Consider the following 24,501-nt stretch of genomic DNA (forward strand, 5'->3'; position numbering starts at 1 on the left):
GATGATCGGATTTGTTTCGTATCTCGTATTCTTCTTCACTGTCGCACTCATCTTGGGCATCGCGACGCTTGGGCTCAACCTGCAATGGGGCGGCACAGGCCTGTTCAACGCCGGTATCGTTGGTTTTTACGCCATCGGCGCCTACACCTTCGCAATCCTCACCGCGCCGGCGCGGCCTGAGCTTCTCGGCAATTTCGAGCTGCCCTGGATTGTCGGGCTTATCGGCGCTATGGCCGCAGTTGCCTTAGCTGCCCTCATCACCGGACTGGCGACGGTTCGGCTAAGGGGCGACTATCTCGCTGTCGCAACCTTCGGAATCGCTGTCACCATCCAGCTTGTCGCCACCAACTTCGAAGCCCTGACGGGCGGTACGATGGGCATCGCTTCGATTCCCAACCCTTTCCGCGGGCTGTTTGCGACCCCGCTCGCCAACAATCTCGGCTATCTCGCCGTCGTTGTGGCGGTTCTGGCCGTAGCCTATCTCGCACTTGAGCGTATCGCGCGGTCGCCGTGGGGACGCGTCCTCAAAGCGATCCGCGAAGACGAGGTCGCAGCTGAAACACTGGGCAAAAACACCCGCAGCTTTCGCCTCCAGGCCTTTGTCATCGGCTCTACGCTGATGGGGCTTGCCGGCGCGCTCTACGCCAGCTTCATCGGTTTCGTCAGCCCCTTCGACTTCCTCCCGATCCTGACCTTCCAAATCTGGACGATGCTCATCATTGGCGGCAGCGGCAACAATCGCGGTGCCATTTTGGGTGCGATCGTGGTCTGGGGTATCTGGAGCGCAATCGGCGCGGCTTCGTCGAAAATCCTGCCCGAGCAGTACCAGATCTATGGTGGCGCGGCTCAGGCCATGATCATTGGCCTGGCGTTGGTTCTGGTGCTTTTGCTGCGTCCCCGCGGCTTGATCGGTGAACAGCCGGTCACCTCAAGGCACGCCGCCTGAGATGCCAATCGGGTCGGCGCTCGCGCCGGCCCTTTCAGGCCTTATCGACCATTTCCTTGCACAAGCGGCGCAGCAGCGCTTGGGTCGTTTCGATGTCACCCTTGATCGCCTTGGCAGCGGTGCGACCGTCGCCAGCGTCAATCGCGTCGATAAGGTCGCGGTGATGCGAGCTCGGCTTATATTTCCCGGACACCAGCACCGGCTCGATGTGACCCGACAGCATGCGCATGTAGGGGCCGAACCTTAGCCAAAGGCTCTGTATGAACTGAGTGATGACAGGCGAACCGCAGCAGTCGTAGATGGCGAAATGCAGCTCCTGGTTCCGCGCCAGCATCTCTTCGAGATTTCTGTCATTGGCCGCAGCTTCATGGTCTTCGACAAGGGCGCGGAAGGTGCGCCTGTCGACTGGCGTGCAGCGCTCGGTCGCAAGTTTGGTTGCAAGTGTTTCAAGCGCGATGCGCGTCAGGCACAAATCGTCCAGCGCAGCCAAGCTGACTGTCGGCACCTGGGCCGAACCGGTCGTCAGCACCACCAGCGCGTTCTCGGCGATGAGGCGACGCAGGGCTTCGCGAACCGGCATGTGGCTCGTCTTGAACGTGTCCGAAAGCATTGCGATCGTCAGCGTCTGGCCCGGGTCGAAATGGCCGGACATCAGCGCCTTGCGCAGCTGACGGTAGACGCCGTCCTGAATTGTCGAACGTGACGATACGGGTTCCAGGAATTCGACGTTCATTCGTCTTCCTCTTTGATCAAACGATGAATGAGCACATAACATAGAAAAAGCGCCGCGCCGTATCAATTCGGCCGCGACGTTTGCGCGCTTGCTTGCGTTGCTACCAATCGACCTGCTGGCCTATGCCTTGTGCAAGCGCGTTTCTTACGGCGCGGTGCGCGGCCGCGGCATCTTCGACGGCAATGCCGAGCGACTTGAAGACGGTCAGTTCGGAAGGGGATGTCCTGCCAGGGTGCAAGCCGGCAAGCACCTCGCCGAGTTCGGCACGGACATGGTCGGCACCGATGACGCCTCTTTCGAGGGGCTGCAAAAGCTCGCCACATTCCGCCGCCGCCTGGCTGCGCGAATCGACGAAGAAGGTAGAAGCAACGACGATGTCGTCGCCGAGTTCGCGCGCTGTGCGGTTGCTGGAGCCGACGGCGTTGATGTGGCAGCCTGGTTTGAGCCAGCTAAGCTCGATGATAGGTTCTTTCGAGCCGGTCAGGGTGCAGACCACATCGGCTTCGGCGACTGCGTCCCTTGGGCTAGCGGCCATCTCGGCCCCGTTTGCCTTGGCAAGCGCCCCGAGCTTGTCTCGTGATCGGCCCCATAGGATGAAGCGCGCGTCGGGAATAACATGGCGCAGCGCCTCGATGTGCGTCGCTGCCTGCGTTCCGGTGCCAAGGATGGCGACTGTTTTCGCGTTCGGCCTGGCCAGTGCGGCTGTCGCCACAGCCGAGGTCGCAGCGGTGCGACGCGCGGTGATTTCCGTGGCATCGAGGACAGCGCGGAGCTGGCCGGTATCGCCGTCATTCAGCAGCACCGCGCCCTGATGGTTGTCGAGGCCGCGCCTGTGGTTGTCATGCGCAACGAGCACGTCTTTGAGGCACCACATCTTCTCCCCGCCGGCGCGCGAAAACACCGGCATCAGCCCCATCAGCACTTCGCCAGGTCCAGGGTTGAGCTGGTGGCGTGGAAACAGCTGGTACTTGCCCTGGGCAAAATCCAAAAGCGCATCGCTCATCGCGTCGATGCAATCGGCCATGGGCAAAGCTAGGGCGACTGCCTGCTGGTTCAGAATGAGCATGAGTCCCGGCTCCATTGTCGGCGACAGGTGTGGAATTGTCGCGGTGGATCACAATCCCTGTCGACGGTCCTGCCATCTGGCTTGTGCGATGGCAACAGAAGGGGCTGCAGCGGCAAAGCTGCGGAAGGGCAGCGCGCGCGGCGAGGCCTGTGGGATCGGCAATTCGTCTAGCGGTTTGCCCAACGCGGCGTTGGCCAACACCTCGCCGAGCATCGCCGTCAACGCTATGCCTCGTCCGTTGCAGCCGATGCCGCCGATGAAGCGCGGACCGAATTCATAGACATGAGGCAGGAAATCGGTCGTCATGGCAGCCGTGCCGCGCCAGACGCTTTCAACTGCGGGAAGTCGCGGTAGACCGAGCTCGGCCTGCAATCGCCTTGCGATCATCGCGGCCATGCGCGGTTCGGCACCCACAGGCAGCACCGACATGCCGCCACTGATCAGGCGGTTGTCGCGGTCGAGCCTGAAGGTGAAGAGATTGGCGCGTGTGTCGGCAACTGGGTTTCGGCTGGGCGAAATGCGCCGCACGGTGACCTCGTCGAGCGGGGCGGTGGCGATCTGGTAGACGCGCAGCGGCACGACGATTCGGCCTAAACGGCGCGCTGCGCCTTGCTCCGAGGCATTGGTGCACAGCAAAACGATATCCGCAATGAGTGTGCTTTGACCGCTGGTCAGCCGCCACCCTTTGCCAGACCGTTCAACGGCCTGGACAGGCGCGCGCTCGTGGATAGAGGCGCCGGCCTTGATGGCAGCGCTCGCCAATCCGTAGGCGTAGTTGAGCGGATGCAGCGTGCCGCCGCTCTCGTCGATGAGGGCGCCAGCGTTATGCTTGAGGCTTGCGCGGCGGTGCGCTTCGACAGCGTCGAGCATACGCACGGGGCGGCCAAGGGATTGCCATGCCCGGGCCCTGTTTTCGAGCACATCAAGCATCTTTTCCGAATGCGCGACATGCATCCAGCCGACCTGCTCGGCATCGCAACTTATGCCGTTTTCGCGGATAGTAGCGTAGACGCTGTCAGCGCCTTCGCCGATCATCTCGAGCAGCCTGTGGCCGCGCTCTTCGCCAAGCTTGGCAACTACGGCCGTCGGGTCAGCCTTGGCGAAATTCGGGACCACAAACCCGGCATTGAGCCCGCTCGCCCCGCTGCCGATCGTTTCGGCCTCAAGCACGGCGACGCGGGCGCCACGCCGGGCAAGATGCAGCGCAGCTGTAAGTCCGGTGAAACCGGCGCCGATGATGGCGACATCGACTTTGCTTGTGTCACACAGTGGCTGAGTGACCGGTGCCGGATTGGCGGTCTTCCACCACACAGTGCGCATGTACTGGCGGGGCGCGGTTTGTGCGGTGCTCATAATGTCTCGAATTCCGGTAGGCAAAAGGCGGTTACAGGAGGAACTGGACCGCTAAAGGCTGCGATCTCGATCAAACAGGTCTGGGCGCTGCAGCCTTGCGATAGGCCTGATGCCGGCACATCGAGCGTCAGGACGTTCGGATTGCCGTGTTTTTCGAGCCCGGTGACGGGGTCGGGATCGAACCAGGCGCCGGTGTTGAGCCGGGCAACGCCGGGCATGATGTCGTCGGTGATTGTCACGGCCGCGAGGCAGCGGCCACGATGGTTGAACAGTTCTACGATCTGGCCTTCGGACAGGCCACGTTGCGCGGCATCGGTAGTGTTCATGTAGACCAACTCGCGGCCGTGGGACTTGCCGCCGACGCTATGCGGGCTGGCGTCGAGTTGGCTGTGCAACCTGCGGGCTGGCTGATCGGTCAAAAGGTGCAGCGGATATGTGACCGCGAGTTCGGCGCCCAGCCATTCGGCCGGCGCCAACCATGTGGCATGGCCGGGGCAATCCTCCAGTTCGAAACCGGCAATTCGCTGCGAGAAGATCTCGATCCTGCCCGACGGCGTGCCGAGCGGCTTCTTCTCCGGATCGGCGACAAAATCGGCTAGCATGGTGACGGGGTGGTCGAGCGGGGTGAGGTCGATCAGTCCTTCGCGCCAGAACGTCTCGAAATCGGGCAGTTCGAGCCCGCGCTCGCGATTGACGACACGGCTTTCCTCATAGAGCCGCGACAGCCAGCCGGCGGCGTCCAGCCCTTCCGAAAATGTCTCGCCGCAGCCGAGTCTGTCGGCCAGGTCGGCGAAGATCGCATAATCATCGCGAGCTTCACCTGCGGCTGGCACCGCTTGCTTCATAGCCACGAAAAACGCCTCGCGCGTCGCCGAGCCGATGTCGTCGCGCTCCAGTGAAATCGTGGCCGGTAAAACGATGTCGGCGCGCTTGGCGGTTGGCGTCCAGTACTGCTCGTTGACGACGACGGTGGCGGGCTTCTGCCAGGCTGTGAGCAGGCGGTTGAGGTCCTGGTGATGGTGGAACGGATTGCCGCCGGCCCAGTAGACCAGGTGGATGTCGGGATATTTATGCGTCTTGCCGTTGTAGGTGAAGGGCGCACCGGGATTGAGCAACATGTCGGAAATGCGGGCGACGGGAATGAAATCGGACACGCTGGGCTTGAGCTGCGAAAGTGTGGGGCCCTTGACTCTGGCATGCCTGCTGCCGACAAGATTGGCAGCACCGTAGCCCACGCCGAAGCCACCGCCGGGTTTGCCGATCTGGCCGAGCATCGCCGCCAGCGTCACCACCATCCAGAACGGCTGTTCGCCATGAGTGGCACGCTGCATTGACCAAGACACATTGAGCATGGTGCGCGACCTGGCCATGCGCCGAGCCAGATCGACGATGGCTGCGGCCGGAACGCCGCTAATTGATTCCGCCCATTCGGGTGTCTTGGGGACGCCATCGGCCGCGCCGGTGAGGTAGGGGACAAAGCTTTCGAAGCCAACGCAGCAGCGCGCAAGGAAGGCCGCATCGTGCAGGGTCTCAGTGAAAAGCACCCAGGCGAGCGCCAGCATCACCGATGTATCCGTGTTGGGCCGGCAGGCGATCCAAGTCGCTGTATCGGCGACAGCTCCGAAGTTGTCGCATACCGGACCGATATTGATGAATTGGGTGCCTGCCGCGCGCATGCCGGCGAGGCCCGTCGGCACGCCATGCAGTCCGACACCGCCGGCATTCATCTGAGCATTTTTCACCGGCACGCCGCCGAAGGTGACGAACAGCTCGCAATGCTTTGCGAGCATGTCCCAGGAATTGTGGCTCGCCATCAGCTCGTCCATGCTCGCCACAATGTGCGGCAGCACGACGTTGGCGGCACCCAAACTGTAGGAATCGACATGCCTGACATAGCCACCGGCGGCATTCAAAAAGCGATGGACCTGGCTTTGCGCGTGATGGAAGCGGCCGGCGCTCGACCAGCCATATGAACCGCCGAATATCGACGAATTGCCGTAAGTGGTGCGGACCCTATCGATCTCGGCCGCGACCATGTTGAGGGCGTGGTCCCATTCGACTTCGACAAAGGGATCGAGACCGCGCCGTTCGGGGGCGGAACCTGGACCATATTCAAGCCAGCTCCTGCGTATGGCAGGGCGCCGGACCCGGAGCCGTTCGAGCGCCGGGTCGAGTTGGTAGAAGCCGATCGGGCTCGGGTCCCGATCGCGTTTGAACGGATTGAGGGCGGGCATGCCGTTTCCGCGGGGTCCAACCTCATAGGTGCCCCAATGGGAAAGCGTGTAGTTCGTCATGCCCTGGTCCGTGCCCGCCCGTGGATTTAGCCTTCGATCTCCGCGAAGAGCTTCTTCATATCCTCATTCGAATAGGTCTTGTCGATGATCAGTTCGTCACCCTGGATATGCCAGGAAAGGGCTGGGCCGCTGATGTCGCCATAAGCATCGAATTCGATCGTTCCGAGCGAGCCGACGAACTTAATTGGCTTGCCGGCCTTGATCAGCTCCAGCGCCTTCTTGAACTCGGCCGGACCTGTGCCGATGACTTCGCCATCAGCGGCTTGCGTCTTGCGCATGGCATCGCGGATCGAAGTACCTGACAAGTCTGGCGCTATGTTCATGGCGAGGCCGAGGATCATGACGGCGTCGTACTCGCTGTAGATGCCGGGGCCATCGGAACTGACCCCATAAGCGGCGTTGAACGCCTGCTTGAAGGCTTCGATCTCCGGGCCAGCTACCGACGCATTGTCGGTGCCAAAGGCCTTGGTCAGGTACTTGGAGCCCACCGCCTTGACGAAGTCGGGGCTGCGCAGCGCGTTGTTGAGGATCAACGATTGGGTGCCGCCAAGCGAGATCCATTCGCGAGTGATCGTCGCACCATCCTGCGGGAAGGCGACAAGGAACATCGCATCCGGCTTTTCTGCGAGCGCGGCGGACACTTCGGCGCGATACGAGGCCTGGTTCTCGTTGAAGGCGACCGCTTTCACCACTTCGCCGCCAAGCTTCTCCGTTGCCGTCGAGAAATCCTTCAGAAGGCTCGTGCCGTAGTCGTTGTTGACGTAGATGATTGCGATGCGCTTGAAGCCGCGCTCGGCCGCGATCTTGGCCGGCGGATAAGCGAGGTTCTTGACGGTCGGCTGGGTGCGGAAGAAGAAGCCGCTTGTCTTGCCTTCCTGCGCGAGCGTTGTGAGGATCGGGGCGGACGCACAGCAGGCGATCTGCGGTATCTGCGAGGGAGCCGAAACCGAGGTCAGGATCGGGATGGTAACGCCGCTGCCAATGCTGGCCGTCAAGGCTTTGACCCCTTCGACATCGACAAGAAACTTGGCCGCGTCGACGCCGACATTGGGCTGGCCCTGGTCATCGCGCAGTACAAACTCGACCTGGCAACCCTTGATGCCGCCGCCTTCGTTGATGTTGGCAATGGCGAGCTGCGCACTGTTGGCGATGTTCTTGCCCACGGCACCCATCGAGCCGGTCAGCGACAGCACGCCGCCGATCTTGACCGGGCAGGCGGCTTCGTCAGCCATTGCCGATGACGTGGAAAACGCTGTGGCCGCGAGCATGCTAGCCAGCATCAGGCCCTTGGTCTTGTTCATCACAGTTCTGTTCCCCTTGTTTGGATGATGGCCGCCGCGCGCTCGTCTCAGGCTTTGCTGCCTGTTGGTGAAGGCGTCGCGGCAAGGCTCCTCTGTTTCATCATTTGATCATAAGCGCACAAAAAATTGGTGTTGTAAAGCGAGGTTGCAGGACGCGAAATCGACGTGATCGGCCATCCGCAAGTAGAAAAATGCTCTTTGGTGTCAATCTGTTAGCTTCATCCGCAATGCCTTGCATGGCAGGATGAAGCCGGCGGCCGCTGCTCCTGCGCGGCCGCGGATTTTGATCGACTTTGCGTCGAAATGAGGTATTTCTTCGGGACTGCAGCCGAAAAGAAGTAGCAATGCCACGGGTCTGCCGGAGCGACGAACGCAGTTTGGCTTGGTCCGGCGTAACCTCGGTGGGGCGGTCGGCAAGCCTGCGTGATCAAAAACCATGCATGCGGGGATATTCGTGCTCGAAGGATACCGGCGCCACTGACGTCAATGCGAAAATAATATTTGCAAATGCATATGACTTGAATAGGCTGAGCAGGACTTGGGCTTCGGGCCCATCAAGGAGGAGGAGAGCCAAGATGAGTGCCAACCAGACGCTGGCGGATTTCGCTTCAGCAATCGCCACGGGCGCGGTCCAGATCGTCGACCTGACCGCTCCGCTAGGGCCGGACACCCCGGTTCTCTATCTGCCGCCGGATTTCGCCAAGAACACGCCGAAGTTCAAGATGCACGAGATCTCGCGCTATGACGCGAACGGCCCATGGTGGGCTTGGGGCTGGATGGAGCTGGGTGAACACACCGGCACGCATTTCGATGCCCCAGCGCATTGGATTTCCGGCAAGGATGTCGCTCAGGGCACCACTGACACCGTGTCGCCCCAGTCCTTTGTCGCGCCTTGCGTGGTCATTGATTGTTCGAAGCAAGTGGCTGACAATCCCGATTTCCTGCTCACCGCCGATGGCGTCAAGGCATGGGAAGCCGTCCACGGCGCGATCCCCAAGGGAGCCTGGGTACTGATGCGCTCGGACTGGTATCACCGAAACACTTCCACCGAAGCCTTCCTGAACGCCGATGAAAAGGGCCCGCACACGCCTGGTCCGAGCGTCGATTGCGTGCGCTACCTGGTAGAACGAGGAGTGCTCGGTTTTGGCAACGAATGCGTCGGCACCGATGCCGGCAGCGCGGTGGCGATGGACCCACCATTCCCGGCGCACAGCCTTTTGCTGGAAGTCGGCAGCTACGGCCTTGCCAGCCTGTGCAACCTCGACAAGCTGCCAGCCACGGGTGCCGTGCTGGTCGTGGCGCCGCTTAAGATCGTCGGGGGTACCGGCAGCCCGGTACGCGCCTTCGCGCTCGCGCCTCGGGCCTGAGCTAGTAATTTTTTGAGGACTGCGGCGGCTCCCACCGCCGCCGTCGCCGAAAGGCGGATGGCGCTTCATATCGAGGAACCAATCGCCACGGCGTGGGCCGGGTTGCCGTTTGGCGCCCGGCCTTTCGTTCTAGTGCGACGTTGTGCGTCTGATCTCGGCAGCGACGCTCTGGACGGTTGCCGGATAATCGGCTTCATGGCAATTCGGACAGCGACGAACTCCATCGAGCCGAACAGGTAGCAATGGTCACGAAATACTTCCTCGGGTCGTTCAGAGAGGCAGGCGACGGCAACCGCCTGCCCAGCCTTGGCGAAATCGGGCTCAACCGCTTTGCGCCGCATCTCATCAATCGGCTGTCGGCAAGCTACAACGCCAACCTGCAGGAATTGCTGCGCCCGCTCGACCTGACGACGCCCAAGATGCGGGCCATAGCGCTGCTGACGATCTCGCCAGGATTGACCGTCAACGAGCTGTCGTTCCTTGCCGTGGTCGAGCAGTCGACGATGAGCCGCACCCTCGATGCGCTTGAGGAGCAGGGATTTGTCCGCCGCCAGTCGCGCGCCGACGACATGCGTGTCCGCGAAGTTTACATCACCGATGCCGGTCGCGACGTCTTCCAGCAGTTTTGGCCGGTGCTGTTTGGCATCTTTTCACAGCTGTTCGAAGGTATCGAACCCGACGAGTACGATGCCTTCATCGTCACGTTGCACAAGGTCCTTCGCAATGTCGACAAGTTCAGCGTCGATGAAGCTGCGGCAAAGGCCGGCGACGGAAAAGCCGAGTTATAGGCGGAACAGGAAAAACCCTCACGTGAAGCTTCTGACGGTTGCCAGCGCGCCATCGAGCGACTTGCCGGCTTCGTCCTGTAGCGCTGCCTGAACAAGACGCTTGAGCCAGGTTCCGCCATCCTCCCGTGCCTGCAGCATGGGAACAGCTGACAAAACCTTGTCGAATTTGCCCTGGCCGCGGCTGTGCGTATCAGAGTAGCCCTTGACCAGTCGACGACTGCCCACCACGGCGGCGGCCAGATCATAGTTTGTCGGCAGCATGGCGGTGGCCGTATCCAGCCAGTTCTTGATGTGTGCCATCTCGCGCTTGTGACGCAGCATGGTGCGTCGTATCGGCTTCAGGCTCGACAAGGCATAAAGTGCGAGGAACCAGCCGATAGTGCCGGTGCGCACCCGCCGACCCTTGCTGAACAGTCGCTCCAGCAGCTTGAGCAGCGTGGGCCGGCTCTCGATGAATTGCCCCAGGAATGCCGGCATGGTGCCAACCACCTCCTCGGCCCGCGGATGCATGTATTCGGTGGTGTAGACGAGCTGTTCGCCAGTCGCGCCGATTTCTTTGCGCACGCGCTCGAAGCGCGTCGAACGGGTTTTCAGGTCGGCGACGCGCACGACATCGTCATAGGCCATGGCGACGGCGAGGTATTTGGCGATCTCCTGGCTGAAGCCGAAGTTCCAGGCTTCGCCACCGGCGTCCCGGTCAAGCATTAGCAAGCGCGACGCGGTGTCGAGATACTCATCGGCGTAGCGCGGGTCCTGGAAGTCGACCAGCTTCTTCGTGCCGGCATAGAGCATCGGCGCCAGCACTGGCGGGAACTCGGAATGGATGCGGTCGAGCAGCCGGTCGAGCTTCGGATGCCCGACCGAGATGGGTGCGTCCGGAAGCAGCTTCTCCGGCATCTTGGCCACTTTTTCGGGCTTGCCGTCGCGTGCACGGTCGAAGGCCGAGCCAAATGCGCGCAGGCTAGCTTCCACGCCCTTGCCACCGGCTCGCACTGCATTCTCGAAGGCTTCGCGTGTGAAGGGCAGTACATTGGCACCAGCCAAGGCACCGAACATTGCCGACGAAATCACGCTGCCGTTTTTTTCAGCCAACGCCTGCATATCAAAGATGATCGTCCTTTTCGCCRCGACGCCAAAGGCGTCGACCACGGCCAGTGGATCGCCCGTGCCATCGCCAGGCACTTCCTTTTCGCCGACCGCATAGGAGCGATGGGTCGAGGCGATCAGCGTCGTCTTGTCGGGCGTCACCAGCCCGCGCAGCATCGAGCGACCGGCTTCCATGAATTCGGCGGCGAGCACAACATCGACATCGCCAGGCGTCGGCATAAGCGACAGCACCGGCATCTGTCCGCCCTTGGGCTTGAGCATCTCGACATAATAGATTGTGGCGCCTGTGCGCTGAGCAACGCCCGGCACCGAGGTTGACTGGGCAACCCAGCCCTCTGCCTCGGCGAGCGCCACCACCCAGTCGGCCAGAACGCCGCCGCCCTGTCCGCCCATGGCGAGGATAGCGATCGAGATCGGTTTTTCGTCGGCTGATATCGTGATCAGAGGTTTGCTCATGATTTTCACCCGAAGACCACACGCCGGGCTTCGCGGCGGCGCTGCAGGAAGCCGATGACGGCGTTGCGCAGTTTCGCTGCGAAGCGGTCGCGCCGCGACGGGTTGTAGATGATGTCGGCGCGGTAGAAGGATGGGCACAGCACCGCGGCTTCCGAGACTTCACCGCAATTTCCGCAGCCGACGCAGGTGTTGTCGATCGCCACCACCGGATCGTCGCGTAGTGGGTCGTCGGTGTGCTTGAGCGACAGCGACGGGCAGCCGGACAGGCGGATGCAGGCATGGTCGCCGGTGCAAGTGTCCTCATCGACACCGAAGCGCTCGCGCACCATCCGCTGGCCTGACTTGACCGCCTTAGAGAACAGCGGTTTTTCCCGACGCTGCCGGTTCAGCATGCACTCGGACGAAGCGACGATGATTTTCGGACCTTCCTCCTTCGAGGTCAGCGCCTCCTTCAGTGTGTCGCGCATCTTGGCGACATCATAGGTGCGGTCGATCTGGCGCACCCATTTTGCGCCGATGCCCTTGACGGCGTTGACAATGGAATTGTTGGTCGAGCGCTCCGGATTGTCGGCGCGCGACGACAAGATGTCCTGTCCCCCCGTCGCCGACGAATAGTAGTTGTCGACGACCATGATGACGCCGTCATGCTTGTTGTAGACAGCATTGCCGACGGAGGTGGTGAGTCCGTTGTGCCAGAAGCCGCCATCGCCCATCACCGAGATGGCGCGCTTACCGGCGTCGACATTGAAAGCAGATGCGGAGGCTGGTCCCAGGCCGTAGCCCATCGTGGAGCCGCCAATGTTGAACGGCGGCAGGATGGAAAACAGATGGCAGCCGATGTCGGCCGAGACGTGGTGCTCGCCGAGTTCCTGTTCGACCAGTTTCATGGCAGCGAAGATCGGCCGTTCGGGGCAGCCAGTGCAGAAGCCGGCGGGGCGTGCCGGCACGACTGCGTTCAGCGCCTTGACCTTCGGGTCGGCGAGCACTGCGTCGGCGCTCGGAAGCGGCGGACGGTTGCCGAGCAGGGCCACGGCGTGTTCTTCAAGGAATGCCTGGATGCCGTTCATCAAAACGGCTGCGGTGTAGTCGCCGCGGATGGGCAGGACACCTTTGCCGGCGAGGCGAGTGTTGATGTCGCGGCGGCGCAGGATGCTGTTGACGGCCTGTTCGAGATAGTCGGGGTGGCCTTCTTCGACCATCAGCACGGCGCGTTTGGAAGCGCAGAACGCCGTCACTTCATCGTCGATCAGCGGATAGGTCACGTTGAGCACATAGAGCGGAATAACTGTGTTGCCGTAGGCGTCGGCGAGGCCCAGAAGCTGCAGCGCCCGCATGACCGAATTGTACATGCCGCCTTGCAGAATGATGCCGACATCACCTTCTTCGGGGCCGAACCATTCGTTCAGCTTGCGGCTCTTGATGAAATCGATGGCCGCCGGCCAGCGCTTTTCGATCTTCTCGCGGTCGTGCACGGTGATCGACACCGGTGGCAGCACGATGCGATCGAGGTCGCGCACCGGGTTTTCCAGCGCTTCCTTGATGGTGAAGGCGGGACGCTTGTTATCCTTGGCAATGAACTGGCCATGCACATGGCAGGCGCGGATACGCACCTGCATCATCACGGGCGTGTTGGAGGCTTCCGAAAGTTCGAAGCCGTCCTCGACGGACTTGACGATCGATTCGAGATTGGGGCGCGGGTCGAGCAGCCACATCTGCGACTTCATCGCGAAGGCGTGGCTGCGCTCCTGCGGAATGGATGAGCCTTCGCCATAGTCCTCGCCGAGGATGATCAGCGCGCCCCCTTTGACACCGCTCGACGCCAGATTGGTCAGCGCGTCGCTGGCGACATTAGTGCCGGCGGTCGATTTCCAGGTCACGGCACCGCGCAGCGGATACATCACCGACGCCGAAAGCATGGCAGCGGCGGCGGCCTCAGATGCGGAGGATTCGAAATGCACGCCGAGTTCGTCAAGTACTGGCTTTGCGTCGGCCAGCACGTCCATCAGATGCGAGATCGGCGAACCCTGATAGCCGCCGACATAAGACACGCCCGACTGCAGTAGCGCCTTGGTGATGGCAAGGATGCCCTCGCCGCGAAAGAGCTCGCCCTCACCAAGCTTGAGGTCCTCGACCTCCCGCGCAAATGACCGTTCCGCCATGTCGACCCTCCCAGGCGTGGCCTGACCGCCACGGTGGCTCGACCTCCCACGGGGCCGCCAGGCTTCCCGGGTGTCGAGCCACATAACTATGAATATGCATATTCATGAGAATACATGGAACTGTCAATCCATTTGCATGAAACAGCCAGTCCGGGCCATCAAGATTGGTTGGTGCTATCCGCCCTCATCGAGAAAACCAGTAAGCAACAAAGCTAAATGCATGCCTGTGCATATATATAGAGGTTCACCGAAGGAGCGCCGACGGACAGTGCGCCTGAAAGGGAAAAAGGACCGGCTCAAGGTAGCGGCCACGCCGTGCCCAGTCAGTCTGGCACCGTCACCTGCCCCAATATCCAGTCGAACAGCTGGTTGGCCAGCGGGCCCGCCGCCTTTCGCTCCGGGACCACGAAATAGTAGCTGTTTTCGGTCTGGAGCGGCAAATCCACCACGACTTCGAGCTTGCCGTCTCGCAGTTCGCTTTCCACCAGATAGAGCGGCAGCAGCGCCACGCCCATGCCGGCCACGGCCGCTTCGATCAGCATGGTGAACTGGTCGAAGCGATGGCCCTGATAGGCGCCTTGCGCATCGGCGCCGGCTGCTTGGAACCAGTTCGCCCATGCCTTGGGACGGGTCGCCAAGTTCAGCAGTGGCTCGTGCGCCAGCGCCTCAGGCGTCCCGATGCTACGGCCGGCAAGAAATGCCGGGCTGGCCGCGGGCACCATGATCTCCCGGCAGATGTAGCGGCACACCGCGTTTGCCCATACCGGCTGGCCATAGTGGATCGCCGCGTCGAAAGCCTGTTCCTCGAGATCGAACGGGTCGGAGCGGGATGCCACGTTCAGTGCGACGCCGGGATGGCTCCGCAGGAAGTTGGGCAGTCGTGGCACGAGCCATCGGCTGCCGAACGTCGGCAATGTAGCGAGGCTGAGCAGCGATACCCCAGAGCTTGCCATCGCCCGCAGCATTGCCGCCTCGCCCTGTTCGAGCAGCCTACAGGCGTCGGGAAGGAATTTCTGGCCGGCGGCCGACAGCACCACGCGCTGGCGTACTCGTTCGAATAGCAACAGGCCAAGTTGGGCCTCGAGGTCCTTAATCTGACGGCTGACCGCGCTTTGGGAGAGATTGAGCTCACGGCCGGCCTGCGTGACGTTGCCGTGGCGGGCGGCAGCCTCGAAAGCCTGCAGCTTGCCAAGGTCGGGAAGGAGCGTGCGCGCGACAGTCATTCGTTCTTTGCATCAACTTAGAAGGAATCAGCACAATCCAGTGCTTTCGAAGCCGACTATAACACTGCCACAGCATGAAGTCGCCGTGCCGAACGTGAAAAACGAGAACTCGAATGCCCCCATATCCATTCATGTCGCCAGATGCCATCCGCGCCGCGTTCTCTGCGGCCATGTCGGCCATGTACCGCGAAGAAGTGCCTGCCTATGGCACGCTGATGGCGCTAGTGGCGAACGTCAACGATACGTCACTGGACCGGCAGCCGGCGCTGCGGGCCAGCCTCGAAGCGACCGAGTCGCTCGATCGCATCGGCGAGGAGCGGCACGGCGCCATCCGTCTCGGCACAGAAGCCGAGCTTGCCATGATGCGGCGCGTTTTCGCCGTGATGGGCATGTTTCCGGTCGGCTACTACGATCTCAGTGAGGCCGGCGTGCCGGTGCACTCGACCGCTTTCCGGCCGATCGGCGAAGCCTCTCTGAAAATCAATCCGTTCCGGGTGTTCACCTCGCTGTTGCGGCTGGATCTCATCGCCGACAGCGATCTGCGCGCGACCGCCGAGAAGATCCTGGCAGGCCGGCGCATCTTTACCACCACTGCTGTGGCGCTGGTCGACAAGGCGGAGCGCGAGGGCGGACTGTCGCATGACGAGGCGACGCTGTTCGTGGCGGAAGTTCTCGATACGTTCCGGTGGCACAACCGGGCGAGCGTCGACCACACGCTCTATGCCAGGCTGCAGGAGGCCCACCGTCTCATAGCCGACGTGGTCTCATTTAAGGGGCCACACATCAACCATCTGACGCCGCGCACGTTGAACATCGACTCCGTGCAGACCCAGATGCCGTCGTGCGGCATCGTGCCGAAGGCTGTCGTCGAAGGCCCGCCTAGCCGCGATTGCCCGATCCTGCTGCGCCAGACGTCCTTCAAGGCGATCGAGGAGCGCGTGTTGTTTCCCGATGAGAACGGCAATCTCCAGCCGGGCTCCCACACGGCGCGCTTCGGCGAGATCGAACAGCGTGGCGTCGCGCTGACGCCGAAGGGGCGCGCGCTCTACGACAGGCTGCTGAACCAGGCCCGCGCCACGGTGCGACCCGCAGCGGACGGTTCGAACGCGGACGCCTACCGCGCGGCGCTGAAGCAGAGTTTCACAGCCTTCCCGGACGACTGGAACGCCATGCGCCAAGCCGGGCTCGGCTATTTCCTGTACACAGTCGAGCAGGACGCGGCCGGCTCAGACGTACGCGGGGATGACATCGAGGCGTTGATCGAAGCGGGCGCCGCGCGCTTCGATCCCATCGTCTACGAGGACTTCTTGCCTGTCTCCGCCGCCGGCATCTTCCAGTCCAACCTGGGCGACGACGCCGTGCGGGAGTTCGCCGCCAGCCCCAATCAGCGTCTGTTCGAAAACGCGCTCGGCACTGCCGTCCTCAACGAATTCGAGCACTATGCCGGCATCGAGCGGGCATCGATCGAGCGCTGCCTTTCCAAGCTGAAAGCGTTTTCGGACGCGGCCTGAACGAAGATGATGGCGAGCGAACACACCGACAATCTCGGCGTCCTCCTCGGGCCGGGCGGCCTGTTGACCGGCCGGGTCGAGATGGCCGGCTACGAGAACGGCGCGCGCTACGATGCCGGGCGTGCCACCTTTGTCGCGCGGCCAGCATCTGCCGCAGCCGTTTCGGATGCTGTCGCCTATTGCGCGCGCCATTCGATCCCTCTCGTGCCGCAATCCGGCAACACCGGACTGGTCGCCGGGTCAACCCCGGACGGCAGCGGCACGCAGGGCGTGTTGAGCCTGGAGCGTCTGCGCTCCACCTTCGAACTCGATCTCGACAACCGTACCTTGCGTGTGGACGCCGGCTTCCGCCTGTCCGAGATCAACGCGAAGYTGCAGCCGCACGGCCTGTTCTTCCCCATCGATCTCGGCGCCGATCCCATGGCTGGCGGAATGGTGGCGACCAACACCGGCGGGGCGCGCTTCCTGCGCTTCGGCGATGTGCGCCGCAACACGCTAGGGTTAAAGGTGGTGCTCGGCGATGAGACGGGCACCGTGGTCGATCTCGACGCCGGATTGCGCAAGAACAATACCGGCGTGGACTGGAAGCAGGTCTTCATCGGCACATCAGGCGCTTTCGGCATCATCACCGAATGCACCTTCAATCTGGAAAGGCTGCCGTTGCAGACCGCGACCGCCTATCTGGTGCCGCGTTCGCATGAGCACGTGACGGTCCTGCTCAATACGATGGAGCAGCGCCTTGGCAGCTATCTCAGCGCCTTCGAAGGCATGTCAGGCGCAGCAATCACGCACACGTTGGCCCACGTCGAGGCGCTGCGCAATCCGTTCCCGGGCGGCAGCGTGCCCGACTTCGTCATCCTTGCGGAAGTGTCGCGTTCGTGGCTACGCCGTGAGACCGAGCAGACGCTCGAAGCTGTCCTCGAAGAGGTACTCGGCGCGATCTGGGACCAGCCGGACGAGCCCTTGCGCGATGCCTTCGTAGGCCCAGCACATGAGATGTGGGCACTGCGGCACGCGCTCTCTGAAGGCGTGAAATCAGCGGGCTACCTCGTCGGCCTCGACCTGTCTTTCCGGCGTGGCGACGTGATGCGGTTCCGCGCCCAGATGAGCCATGTTCTGGCCAAAGAGTTTCCCACGGTCGAGATCTGTGACTTCGGCCACATCGGTGACGGCGGCGTGCACTTCAATCTCCTCGTCGCGTGCGAAACGGCCGGAACGGTGGATGCAGCACGGGTCGACGCGTTACGCGACCGGGTGATCTCGATCGCAGTCGAAGAGCATCGTGGCAGCTTCAGCGCCGAACACGGTCTCGGCCGCCGCAACCAGCATTTTTACGACCGCTACACGCCAGAGAAACTGAAATCGATGGCCGCGCAACTGAAGCAGGCGACGTCGCCGGGGCCGCTCGGTTCGACGCGGCTGGGCTGGTCACCGGCGCATTGCGCCTGAAGAAACAAGAGAATTGGAAGGAAAAAACGATGACGATAGCGAAGGAAACGACCGAATTGCTCGAGCGGCTCGGCRTTGCCAAGGCCGATTTTAGCGGCGGCGACCTGATCGTGCGCAGCCCGGTGACCGGCGAGCAGATCGGCGCGCTCAAGTCGATYTCGCCTGCCGACGCGGGCAAGGCCATCGAACKCGCCGACAAGGCGTTCAAGACCTGGCGCAATGTSCCGGCGCCCAAGCGCGGCGARCTCGTGCGYCTGCTGGGCGAAGAGCTGCGCGCCGCCAAGACCGATCTCGGCCGGCTGGTGTCGATCGAAGTCGGCAAGATCCCGTCCGAGGGCCTGGGCGAAGTCCAGGAAATGATCGACATCTGCGACTTCGCCGTCGGCCTGTCGCGCCAGCTKTATGGTCTCACSATCGCCACCGAGCGTCCGGGCCATCGCATGATGGAAACCTGGCATCCGCTCGGCGTCGTCGGCGTCATCTCGGCCTTCAACTTCCCCGTCGCSGTGTGGTCGTGGAAYGCRGCSCTYGCCTTYGTCTGCGGCAATTCGGTGGTGTGGAAGCCGTCTGAAAAGACCCCGCTGACAGCGCTTGCCTGYGATGCCATCTTCAAGCGCGCCGCCGCCCGCTTCGGCGATGCGCCGGAAGGCCTGTCGCAGGTGCTGATCGGCGACCGCGCCGTTGGCGAAGTGCTGGTCGACCACCCCAAGGTGCCGCTGGTTTCGGCSACCGGCTCGACCCGCATGGGYCGCGACGTCGGCCCGCGCCTGGCCAAGCGTTTTGCCCGCGCCATCCTCGAGCTCGGYGGCAACAATGCCGGCATCGTYTGCCCCTCGGCCAATCTCGACATGGCGCTGCGCGCCATCGCCTTCGGCGCCATGGGCACCGCTGGCCAGCGCTGCACCACCATGCGCCGCCTGTTCGTGCATGACAGCGTCTATGACGCGCTCGTGCCGCGCCTRAAGAAGGCCTATGAGAGCGTTTCGGTCGGAAGCCCCTTGGAGACGGCGTCGCTTGTCGGTCCGCTCATCGACAAGGCCGCCTTCGAGGGCATGCAAAAGGCRCTCAAGSAMGCCTCCGAACATGGCGGCAAGATCACCGGCGGCGCCCGCGTCGACCAGGGCCATGACGGCGCCTTCTACGTCAAGCCGGCGCTTGTCGAGATGCCCGGCCAGGTTGGCCCGGTGCTCGAAGAGACCTTCGCGCCGATTCTCTATGTGATGAAGTACTCCGACTTCGACGCCGTGCTCGACGCGCATAACGCCGTTGGTGCTGGCCTGTCGTCGTCGATCTTCACGCTCGACCTGCAGGAGGCCGAGCGCTTCTTGTCGGTCGAAGGCTCCGACTGCGGCATCGCCAACGTCAATATCGGCACGTCGGGGGCGGAAATCGGCGGCGCCTTCGGTGGCGAGAAGGAAACCGGCGGCGGCCGCGAATCGGGCTCCGATGCCTGGCGCGCCTATATGCGCCGTGCCACCAACACGGTGAACTACTCCAAGGCGCTGCCTTTGGCGCAGGGCGTGTCCTTCGACATCGAGTAAGCGGGCCGATGCTGATGCAGACCAAAAACCAGACGACACCCTTCGCGCCGGCTTCCCGCATCGCCGGGATCGGCGTGTCGGAAATCCTGCAGATCGGCGCCCGTGCAATGGCGATGCGAAATGCCGGCGAGGACGTGATCATTCTCGGCGCCGGCGAGCCCGACTTCGACACACCGGACAATATCAAGGAGGCGGCCTGGAAGGCCATCGAGCGCGGCGAGACAAAATATACCACACTCGACGGATCGCCTGCGATGAAGCAGGCGATCCGCGAAAAGTTCAGGCGCGAAAACGGCCTCGATGTCGCGACCGACGAGATCACCGTTTCGAGCGGCGCCAAGCAGGTCATCTTCAACGCCTTCATGGCCACGCTCAACCCGGGCGACGAGGTGATCCTGCCTGCTCCCTACTGGACGTCCTATGCCGATATCATCCGGGTCGCCGGCGGGGTGCCTGTTCTGGTGGCCTGCGATATCAGCAACGGGTTTCGGCTGACGGCGAAGCAGCTGAACCAGGCGATCACGCCGGCGACGCGCTGGCTTTTGCTGAACTCGCCCTCGAACCCTACTGGCGCAGCCTATTCGCAAGCCGACTATCGGCCGCTGCTGGATGTGCTGCTGCAGCACCCCCACGTCTGGCTGCTGGCCGACGACATCTACGAACACATCGTCTACAATGATTTCCGCTTCGTTACGCCGGCGCAGTTGGTACCCAGGCTCCGCGACCGCATCCTGACCGTCAACGGGGTCTCCAAAGCCTACGCGATGACCGGTTGGCGCATCGGCTATGGCGCTGGCCCCCGCCCGCTCATCAAGGCGATGGCGGTGATCCAGAGCCAGTCCACATCCAACCCGTCTTCGGTCAGCCAGGCTGCAGCGATCGAGGCGTTGACCGGACCGCAAGACTTCCTGACTGAGCGCCGCGAAAGTTTTCGTGCACGCCGCGATCTCGTCGTGGAAAGGCTGAACGGCATCGAAGGCATCGAGTGCCGTGTTCCGGAAGGCGCATTTTATACGTTCAGCAGTTGCGCCGGCCTGATTGGCAAGGTGACGCGGACCGGCCAAACGCTCACAAGCGACAGCGACCTGTGCAAATACCTGCTCGAGCACGCTCGGGTCGCCGTGGTGCCCGGCTCGGCCTTTGGCCTGTCGCCATTCTTCCGTATCTCCTACGCCACCTCACGCCAAGAGCTCGAGGAAGCGACCCGCAGGATCGCCGAGGCCTGCGCCGGTCTGACCGGCGCCATCGCCTGAATCGCAAGCCTGCCCGTCCCGGCCAAGAGCCAGGCGGAGATCTCCTACCCTCACAACCGAAGCCCACGAAAGCCCGCCGATGCTCAACAATCCTCACTCACATGGGCTCTGGGAAGCGACGGCGCCCGCGGCACCAGTAACAGCGATGCTCGACGGGAACGTTTCGGCCGAAATCGTCATTGTTGGTGGCGGCTATACGGGAATGTCCTGCGCGCTGCATCTTGCCGAGGCGGGCCGGCGGGTGGTGCTTCTGGAAGGCCAGGAGATCGGCTTTGGCGGCGCCGGCCGCAATGTCGGCCTGATCAATGCTGGCCTATGGCTGGCGCCGGCCGACGTGTCTGGATCACTCGGGCCTGTCTATGGCGAGCGGCTGCTAGAGCTTCTTGGCGAAGGGCCAGCGCTGGTGATGGCCTTGATTGACAAGCATCGCATCGATTGCGAACTGCAGCGGAACGGCACGCTTCACTGCGCGGTCGGCCCAGCCGGGCTGAAGGAAATCAGGGAGCGCGAGGCGCAGTGGCAAAGGCGGGGGGCGCCGGTCAGGGTCCTTGACGCCAAGGAGACTGCAAGCAGGCTTGGCACGTCGGCCTATGCGGGATCATTGCTCGACCTGCGCGCGGGAACGCTGCAGCCGCTAGCGGTAAATAAGCAAGGCGCGTTGCGTCCGAACCGATTGCATCGCCGCCCCCGGACAGACATCACCCCCGAGCCACAGCAAATCGACGAATTTCACTTCGTATTCGAAATGGTGGCCATGATGCTTGAGATAGTTCCGGCAAATCAACCGCGCACCTTCGTGCCGATGCACAAGAGCGGTTGACGGTGTTTCGGGCGCTGGACCTGGCAGGCTTTGTCCTCATTCCCTTCGGTCGGTAAATCCGCCTTCATGGCCGAGCGCGCGCTGGGCAATGTCATTTCGTCGGGCATCAAGGTTATGGTGCTCGCTGTCATCATCGGCACCGACGGTGCAACAGAAGGCAGAGGGAGCTTCCTAGGCAAAACTGCCGCGACCTGCGGGCCACAACGAAGGCCCGTCGCGCGTTGGAAAGGCCTATTTCCGCTGGCGCTGGCGGTCAGAAGCAGACCCATCCGGCGGCCTATTTGGGGACCGGTGGTTGTGAGCTCAATGGCAAAAGCGCCCTAAGCCGTAGGGCGCGGGGTCTGTGAACGTCGGCTCGCCCGTGATCATTTCAGCCAACAGGCGTCCGGTGATCGGGCCGAGGGTCAGGCCGTGGTGATTGTGGCCAAAGGCAAACCACAGCCCTTTGTGCCGATAACCCCGGCCGATTACTGGCCTCATGTCTGGCAGGCACGGGCGCGATCCCATCCAGGGTTTCGGCTCGATGCGCTGCCTGAGCGGGAAAATCTGGCGCGCAAGCGGTTCCGTCCTGTCCAGCTGAACCGGATTTGGCCGGCTGTCGCGTGATGCGAATTCAACGCCGGTGGTTAGCCTCACCCCCTGGGTCATCGACGCGAGCACGAAACCGCCGTCGACATCGACAACGGGATGGTTGAGCAAGGCGTTGGCATCGGTTTCGAAATGGACGTGGTAGCCGCGCTTCATCACCAGCGGGATTTTGTAGCCGAGTGAACGCGAGATCGTATCCGACCACGGCCCCAGCGCCACAACTGCCTCCGGCGCCTCCGCGCGCCCGCTGTCGGTGACGATGCTCCAACACGTGGCCTCCTGCTGCAGCTGACGGGCATCGCCGCACAGGAAGAGCCCGCCGCGATCGACAAAATGCCTGGCGTAGGATTTCACCAGAGCGCCAGGATCGGCCACCGTGGCCGGATCGAGCCAATGCACAGCGCCAAACAGGACGTCGGAGAGATGGGGTTCGCGCTGTTGCAGTGCCTTTCGGTCAAGCACTTCGTAGTTCAGGCCAAATTGGTGAAGTGCTGCCGCACCACCGCGTGCCTGCGCGAACGTCTTTTCGCTTCGGTAGGCCTCAAGCCAGCCTGCCCGGCGCAGCTGCGGCAGCACGCCAGCATCCGCCATCAGCGCTTCATGCTCGCTCACCGAGCGCTCGATCAATGGCTGCATGTCGGCTGCGGCGCGTGCCAGCGGCTTGGGCGCCGACTCGCGCCAGAACCGCCAGAGCCACGGCGCAATGCGCGGCATCTGAAGCCAGTCGAAATGCACGTCCGCCGATCGGTTCAGCGCATAATGCAGCAGCTTCGAAAACTCGCGTGGCGCGCCATAAGGAATGACGCTCGAGCGTTCGATCAGGCCGGCATTGCCGTAGCTCGTTTCCTCGCCGGCGCCGCGGCGGTCGACGAGGATAACCGAGCGGCCGCGCCGCTGCAGCTGCAGCGCGACGGAAACGCCGATGATCCCTGCACCAAGCACAATGACGTCGGCCTGTTGGATATGTCGCTCGGTCATCGGTTTCCTTGCTGTCGTTGCCATGCGCTTAAAGTGTCATGTCGCGGTCGAGCGGGAAGATCGGGCGAGACACATTGCGATACGGCATTCTGGAGTAGTCCATGGTGCAGAGCGCGCCGCTGTCGCAAACGATCACCTTGCCGGCGATGGGCTCGAAGGCTGCCCGGAAATGCTGCATCGACTTAAGCCCGACCACACGATGACGCGCCGGATCGATGCCAAATGCCCGGAATTGCTGGAGATCGCGCATCTGCGACGGCTCGGTGACCACAAGCACGGCGATGCCGTCGATCTGCACGACGGCAGTCGGGCCAAACGAGAACTCCAGCCCGCCCAGCTGCTCTCCATCGCCGATGAGTTTGCCATCGCTGATGACGAGCAGCTTGCCGGTCACTTCAAGCGGATCGCCGCCAAACCGCGGATCGGTCTTGCCGCCCAGCCTGAGCTGGACGGTGTCGCCAACGGTCGCACAGTGAAGCTGGTTGGCCGTCTCCGGATCGACGATCGGACCGAAGCAGGCATCGCCAATGCCCACTTGCAGCAGGGCTCCAAGCAAGGCCGTCGCGTCGCCGTAGCCGCCTGCCCCGGGATTGTCGGCGTAGTCGGCGATGATCAGCGGGCGGTCGCCGCGGTAGTCATGCGCGATCTCGGCCGCCTGCATCACCGTGTAGAAGGTGTTCAGCACGTTGAAGCGGTTATCCCATATCTCGTTGGCGATGCTTTCCGCAAAGCTTTGATGCCGAGCCGGATCGCCGTCATAGGTCACGAGCACGGTCGGGCCGACCTCGGGAATATCGGCATTGGGAAAGGCGCCGTTGATGCTGACCGCAAGCGCACCGGCGGTCTCTTCATAGGCGCGCGCCCTGGCGATCCACTCGACCATCGGTCCGACATCGGTGCGCCCGGCATTAGCCTCCTCCAGCATCGGCCGGCGCGCCAGAAGTGTTTTGGGGCGGATCTCGCCGGCCATCGTCTTCTGCAGCAGCTCGCCGGCGTGACGCGCGATATCGCGCATGTCGATATGGGGATAGGTCTTGAACGAGATCAGGATATCGGCGAGCTCGCACATCTTCGCCGTGACATTGGCATGCGGGTCGAGAGTGACGGCGATCGGCAGCTCCGGCCCGACCACGGCGCGCAACCGTTCAAGCAACTCGCCTTCGCCATCCGGCGAAAAGTCGGTGACCATTGCCCCGTGCAGGCCCAGCAGGATGCCGTCGAGTTCGCCCTTGCGTTCCGCCGCCGCCTGGACGATGGCGCCGCCGATCCGGTCAAATGCATCCCGCGTCACCGGCCCTGCCGGCTCGGCACCGGTGCTCAGCACGTGCTGGATGGCCCAGTTATGTTTGCGCCCGATGTCGAGGAACCCGCCGATCTCGGTGTTGGCTTCGCCCCTGGCCCGAATGGCGTCGTCGCCGATAAGCACCCCTTCCACAGTGAACGCATCATAGTCCGTCTTGCGGACACTGAACGTGTTGGTTTCATGGACAAATTCTGCGGTTAGAACACGAAAGCTCATAGTCAGTCTCCAGATGGTCGTTCAAGCGTTTCGGATCGATCGGGCGCGC

General features: G+C 62.7%; 17 protein-coding genes and 2 pseudogenes. 9 read left to right on the forward strand and 10 right to left on the reverse strand.

Annotated elements, in window-relative coordinates:
* Position 1: 1 nt before the first annotated feature.
* The gene (locus AC1DWF_RS01690; protein WP_476788746.1) at positions 2-946 is read left to right on the forward strand and encodes a branched-chain amino acid ABC transporter permease; all 945 of its coding nucleotides are present in this window, start codon (positions 2-4) and stop codon (positions 944-946) included.
* A gap of 34 nt (positions 947-980) precedes the next feature.
* Here AC1DWF_RS01690 and AC1DWF_RS01695 read toward each other — a convergent pair whose 3' ends face one another.
* The 5 genes from AC1DWF_RS01695 to AC1DWF_RS01715 form a co-directional block, all read right to left on the reverse strand.
* Complete coding sequence (locus AC1DWF_RS01695; protein WP_476788747.1) at positions 981-1,679, reverse strand: GntR family transcriptional regulator; 699 nt, start codon at positions 1,677-1,679, stop codon at positions 981-983.
* Between the two features lie 100 nt (positions 1,680-1,779).
* A complete protein-coding gene (locus tag AC1DWF_RS01700) occupies positions 1,780-2,745 on the reverse strand; it encodes an ornithine cyclodeaminase family protein (protein ID WP_476788748.1) in 966 nt (321 codons plus the stop codon).
* A gap of 48 nt (positions 2,746-2,793) precedes the next feature.
* Positions 2,794-4,098 (reverse strand): NAD(P)/FAD-dependent oxidoreductase, encoded by a 1,305-nt coding sequence (locus AC1DWF_RS01705; RefSeq protein WP_476786313.1) that lies wholly within the window; start codon positions 4,096-4,098, stop codon positions 2,794-2,796.
* Positions 4,095-6,392, reverse strand: a complete 2,298-nt coding sequence (locus tag AC1DWF_RS01710; RefSeq protein ID WP_476804370.1) for a molybdopterin guanine dinucleotide-containing S/N-oxide reductase — start codon at positions 6,390-6,392, stop codon at positions 4,095-4,097. The genes AC1DWF_RS01705 and AC1DWF_RS01710 overlap by 4 nt, the downstream gene beginning before the upstream one ends.
* Before the next feature lie 26 nt (positions 6,393-6,418).
* Positions 6,419-7,693: an ABC transporter substrate-binding protein gene (locus AC1DWF_RS01715; RefSeq protein WP_476788750.1), complete on the reverse strand. Its 1,275-nt coding sequence runs from the start codon at positions 7,691-7,693 to the stop codon at positions 6,419-6,421.
* A gap of 575 nt (positions 7,694-8,268) precedes the next feature.
* Here AC1DWF_RS01715 and AC1DWF_RS01720 point away from each other — a divergent pair.
* Entirely contained in the window at positions 8,269-9,060 is a 792-nt protein-coding gene (locus AC1DWF_RS01720; protein WP_476788751.1) for a cyclase family protein, read from the forward strand.
* A gap of 242 nt (positions 9,061-9,302) precedes the next feature.
* Positions 9,303-9,848, forward strand: coding sequence for a MarR family winged helix-turn-helix transcriptional regulator (locus AC1DWF_RS01725; protein ID WP_476786258.1), 546 nt, complete (start codon positions 9,303-9,305; stop codon positions 9,846-9,848).
* An 18-nt stretch (positions 9,849-9,866) separates the two neighbouring features.
* Here the strand turns inward: AC1DWF_RS01725 and AC1DWF_RS01730 are convergent, their stop codons facing one another.
* The 3 genes from AC1DWF_RS01730 to AC1DWF_RS01740 all read right to left on the reverse strand — a co-directional run bounded on the left by AC1DWF_RS01730 (position 9,867) and on the right by AC1DWF_RS01740 (position 14,793).
* Positions 9,867-11,411: an indolepyruvate oxidoreductase subunit beta family protein gene (locus tag AC1DWF_RS01730; protein WP_476841398.1), complete on the reverse strand. Its 1,545-nt coding sequence runs from the start codon at positions 11,409-11,411 to the stop codon at positions 9,867-9,869.
* A 5-nt stretch (positions 11,412-11,416) separates the two neighbouring features.
* The gene (locus tag AC1DWF_RS01735) at positions 11,417-13,570 is read right to left on the reverse strand and encodes a thiamine pyrophosphate-dependent enzyme (RefSeq protein ID WP_476788753.1); all 2,154 of its coding nucleotides are present in this window, start codon (positions 13,568-13,570) and stop codon (positions 11,417-11,419) included.
* Between the two features lie 323 nt (positions 13,571-13,893).
* Positions 13,894-14,793: a LysR family transcriptional regulator gene (locus AC1DWF_RS01740; protein WP_476785162.1), complete on the reverse strand. Its 900-nt coding sequence runs from the start codon at positions 14,791-14,793 to the stop codon at positions 13,894-13,896.
* Positions 14,794-14,906: 113 nt separating this feature from the next.
* On the opposite strand from AC1DWF_RS01740, the gene hglS reads away from it, so the two are divergent.
* The 6 genes and pseudogenes from hglS to AC1DWF_RS01770 form a co-directional block, all read left to right on the forward strand.
* The gene (gene hglS / locus AC1DWF_RS01745; protein WP_476785161.1) at positions 14,907-16,304 is read left to right on the forward strand and encodes a 2-oxoadipate dioxygenase/decarboxylase HglS; all 1,398 of its coding nucleotides are present in this window, start codon (positions 14,907-14,909) and stop codon (positions 16,302-16,304) included.
* Between the two features lie 6 nt (positions 16,305-16,310).
* A complete protein-coding gene (locus AC1DWF_RS01750) occupies positions 16,311-17,753 on the forward strand; it encodes an FAD-binding oxidoreductase (protein WP_476785160.1) in 1,443 nt (480 codons plus the stop codon).
* Positions 17,754-17,782: 29 nt separating this feature from the next.
* Complete coding sequence (gene amaB, locus AC1DWF_RS01755; protein WP_476841399.1) at positions 17,783-19,294, forward strand: L-piperidine-6-carboxylate dehydrogenase; 1,512 nt, start codon at positions 17,783-17,785, stop codon at positions 19,292-19,294.
* Positions 19,295-19,308: 14 nt separating this feature from the next.
* Entirely contained in the window at positions 19,309-20,547 is a 1,239-nt protein-coding gene (locus tag AC1DWF_RS01760; RefSeq protein WP_476788776.1) for a pyridoxal phosphate-dependent aminotransferase, read from the forward strand.
* A gap of 79 nt (positions 20,548-20,626) precedes the next feature.
* Positions 20,627-21,187: pseudogene (locus AC1DWF_RS01765) on the forward strand (NAD(P)/FAD-dependent oxidoreductase); the annotation flags it as partial.
* Between the two features lie 194 nt (positions 21,188-21,381).
* A pseudogene (locus AC1DWF_RS01770) lies at positions 21,382-21,505 on the forward strand (type IV secretion system protein); the annotation flags it as partial.
* Between the two features lie 165 nt (positions 21,506-21,670).
* Here the strand turns inward: AC1DWF_RS01770 and AC1DWF_RS01775 are convergent.
* Both AC1DWF_RS01775 and AC1DWF_RS01780 read right to left on the reverse strand, forming a co-directional pair.
* The gene (locus tag AC1DWF_RS01775; RefSeq protein WP_476788777.1) at positions 21,671-22,933 is read right to left on the reverse strand and encodes an NAD(P)/FAD-dependent oxidoreductase; all 1,263 of its coding nucleotides are present in this window, start codon (positions 22,931-22,933) and stop codon (positions 21,671-21,673) included.
* A 28-nt stretch (positions 22,934-22,961) separates the two neighbouring features.
* Entirely contained in the window at positions 22,962-24,452 is a 1,491-nt protein-coding gene (locus AC1DWF_RS01780) for a M81 family metallopeptidase (RefSeq protein ID WP_476785568.1), read from the reverse strand.
* Positions 24,453-24,501 lie beyond the last annotated feature (49 nt).

The sequence above is a fragment of the Aminobacter sp. P4_D5 genome, from assembly GCF_056401815.1.

Excerpts from the sequence above, each read along its gene's own strand:
- AC1DWF_RS01690 (WP_476788746.1), top strand. The coding sequence starts at position 2 with ATGATCGGATTTGTTTCGTATCTCGTATTCTTCTTCACTGTCGCACTC.
- AC1DWF_RS01695 (WP_476788747.1), bottom strand. The coding sequence starts at position 1,679 with ATGAACGTCGAATTCCTGGAACCCGTATCGTCACGTTCGACAATTCAG.
- AC1DWF_RS01700 (WP_476788748.1), bottom strand. The coding sequence starts at position 2,745 with ATGCTCATTCTGAACCAGCAGGCAGTCGCCCTAGCTTTGCCCATGGCC.
- AC1DWF_RS01705 (WP_476786313.1), bottom strand. The coding sequence starts at position 4,098 with ATGAGCACCGCACAAACCGCGCCCCGCCAGTACATGCGCACTGTGTGG.
- AC1DWF_RS01710 (WP_476804370.1), bottom strand. The coding sequence starts at position 6,392 with ATGACGAACTACACGCTTTCCCATTGGGGCACCTATGAGGTTGGACCC.
- AC1DWF_RS01715 (WP_476788750.1), bottom strand. The coding sequence starts at position 7,693 with ATGAACAAGACCAAGGGCCTGATGCTGGCTAGCATGCTCGCGGCCACA.
- AC1DWF_RS01720 (WP_476788751.1), top strand. The coding sequence starts at position 8,269 with ATGAGTGCCAACCAGACGCTGGCGGATTTCGCTTCAGCAATCGCCACG.
- AC1DWF_RS01725 (WP_476786258.1), top strand. The coding sequence starts at position 9,303 with ATGGTCACGAAATACTTCCTCGGGTCGTTCAGAGAGGCAGGCGACGGC.
- AC1DWF_RS01735 (WP_476788753.1), bottom strand. The coding sequence starts at position 13,570 with ATGGCGGAACGGTCATTTGCGCGGGAGGTCGAGGACCTCAAGCTTGGT.
- AC1DWF_RS01740 (WP_476785162.1), bottom strand. The coding sequence starts at position 14,793 with ATGACTGTCGCGCGCACGCTCCTTCCCGACCTTGGCAAGCTGCAGGCT.
- hglS (WP_476785161.1), top strand. The coding sequence starts at position 14,907 with ATGCCCCCATATCCATTCATGTCGCCAGATGCCATCCGCGCCGCGTTC.
- AC1DWF_RS01760 (WP_476788776.1), top strand. The coding sequence starts at position 19,309 with ATGCAGACCAAAAACCAGACGACACCCTTCGCGCCGGCTTCCCGCATC.
- AC1DWF_RS01775 (WP_476788777.1), bottom strand. The coding sequence starts at position 22,933 with ATGACCGAGCGACATATCCAACAGGCCGACGTCATTGTGCTTGGTGCA.
- AC1DWF_RS01780 (WP_476785568.1), bottom strand. The coding sequence starts at position 24,452 with ATGAGCTTTCGTGTTCTAACCGCAGAATTTGTCCATGAAACCAACACG.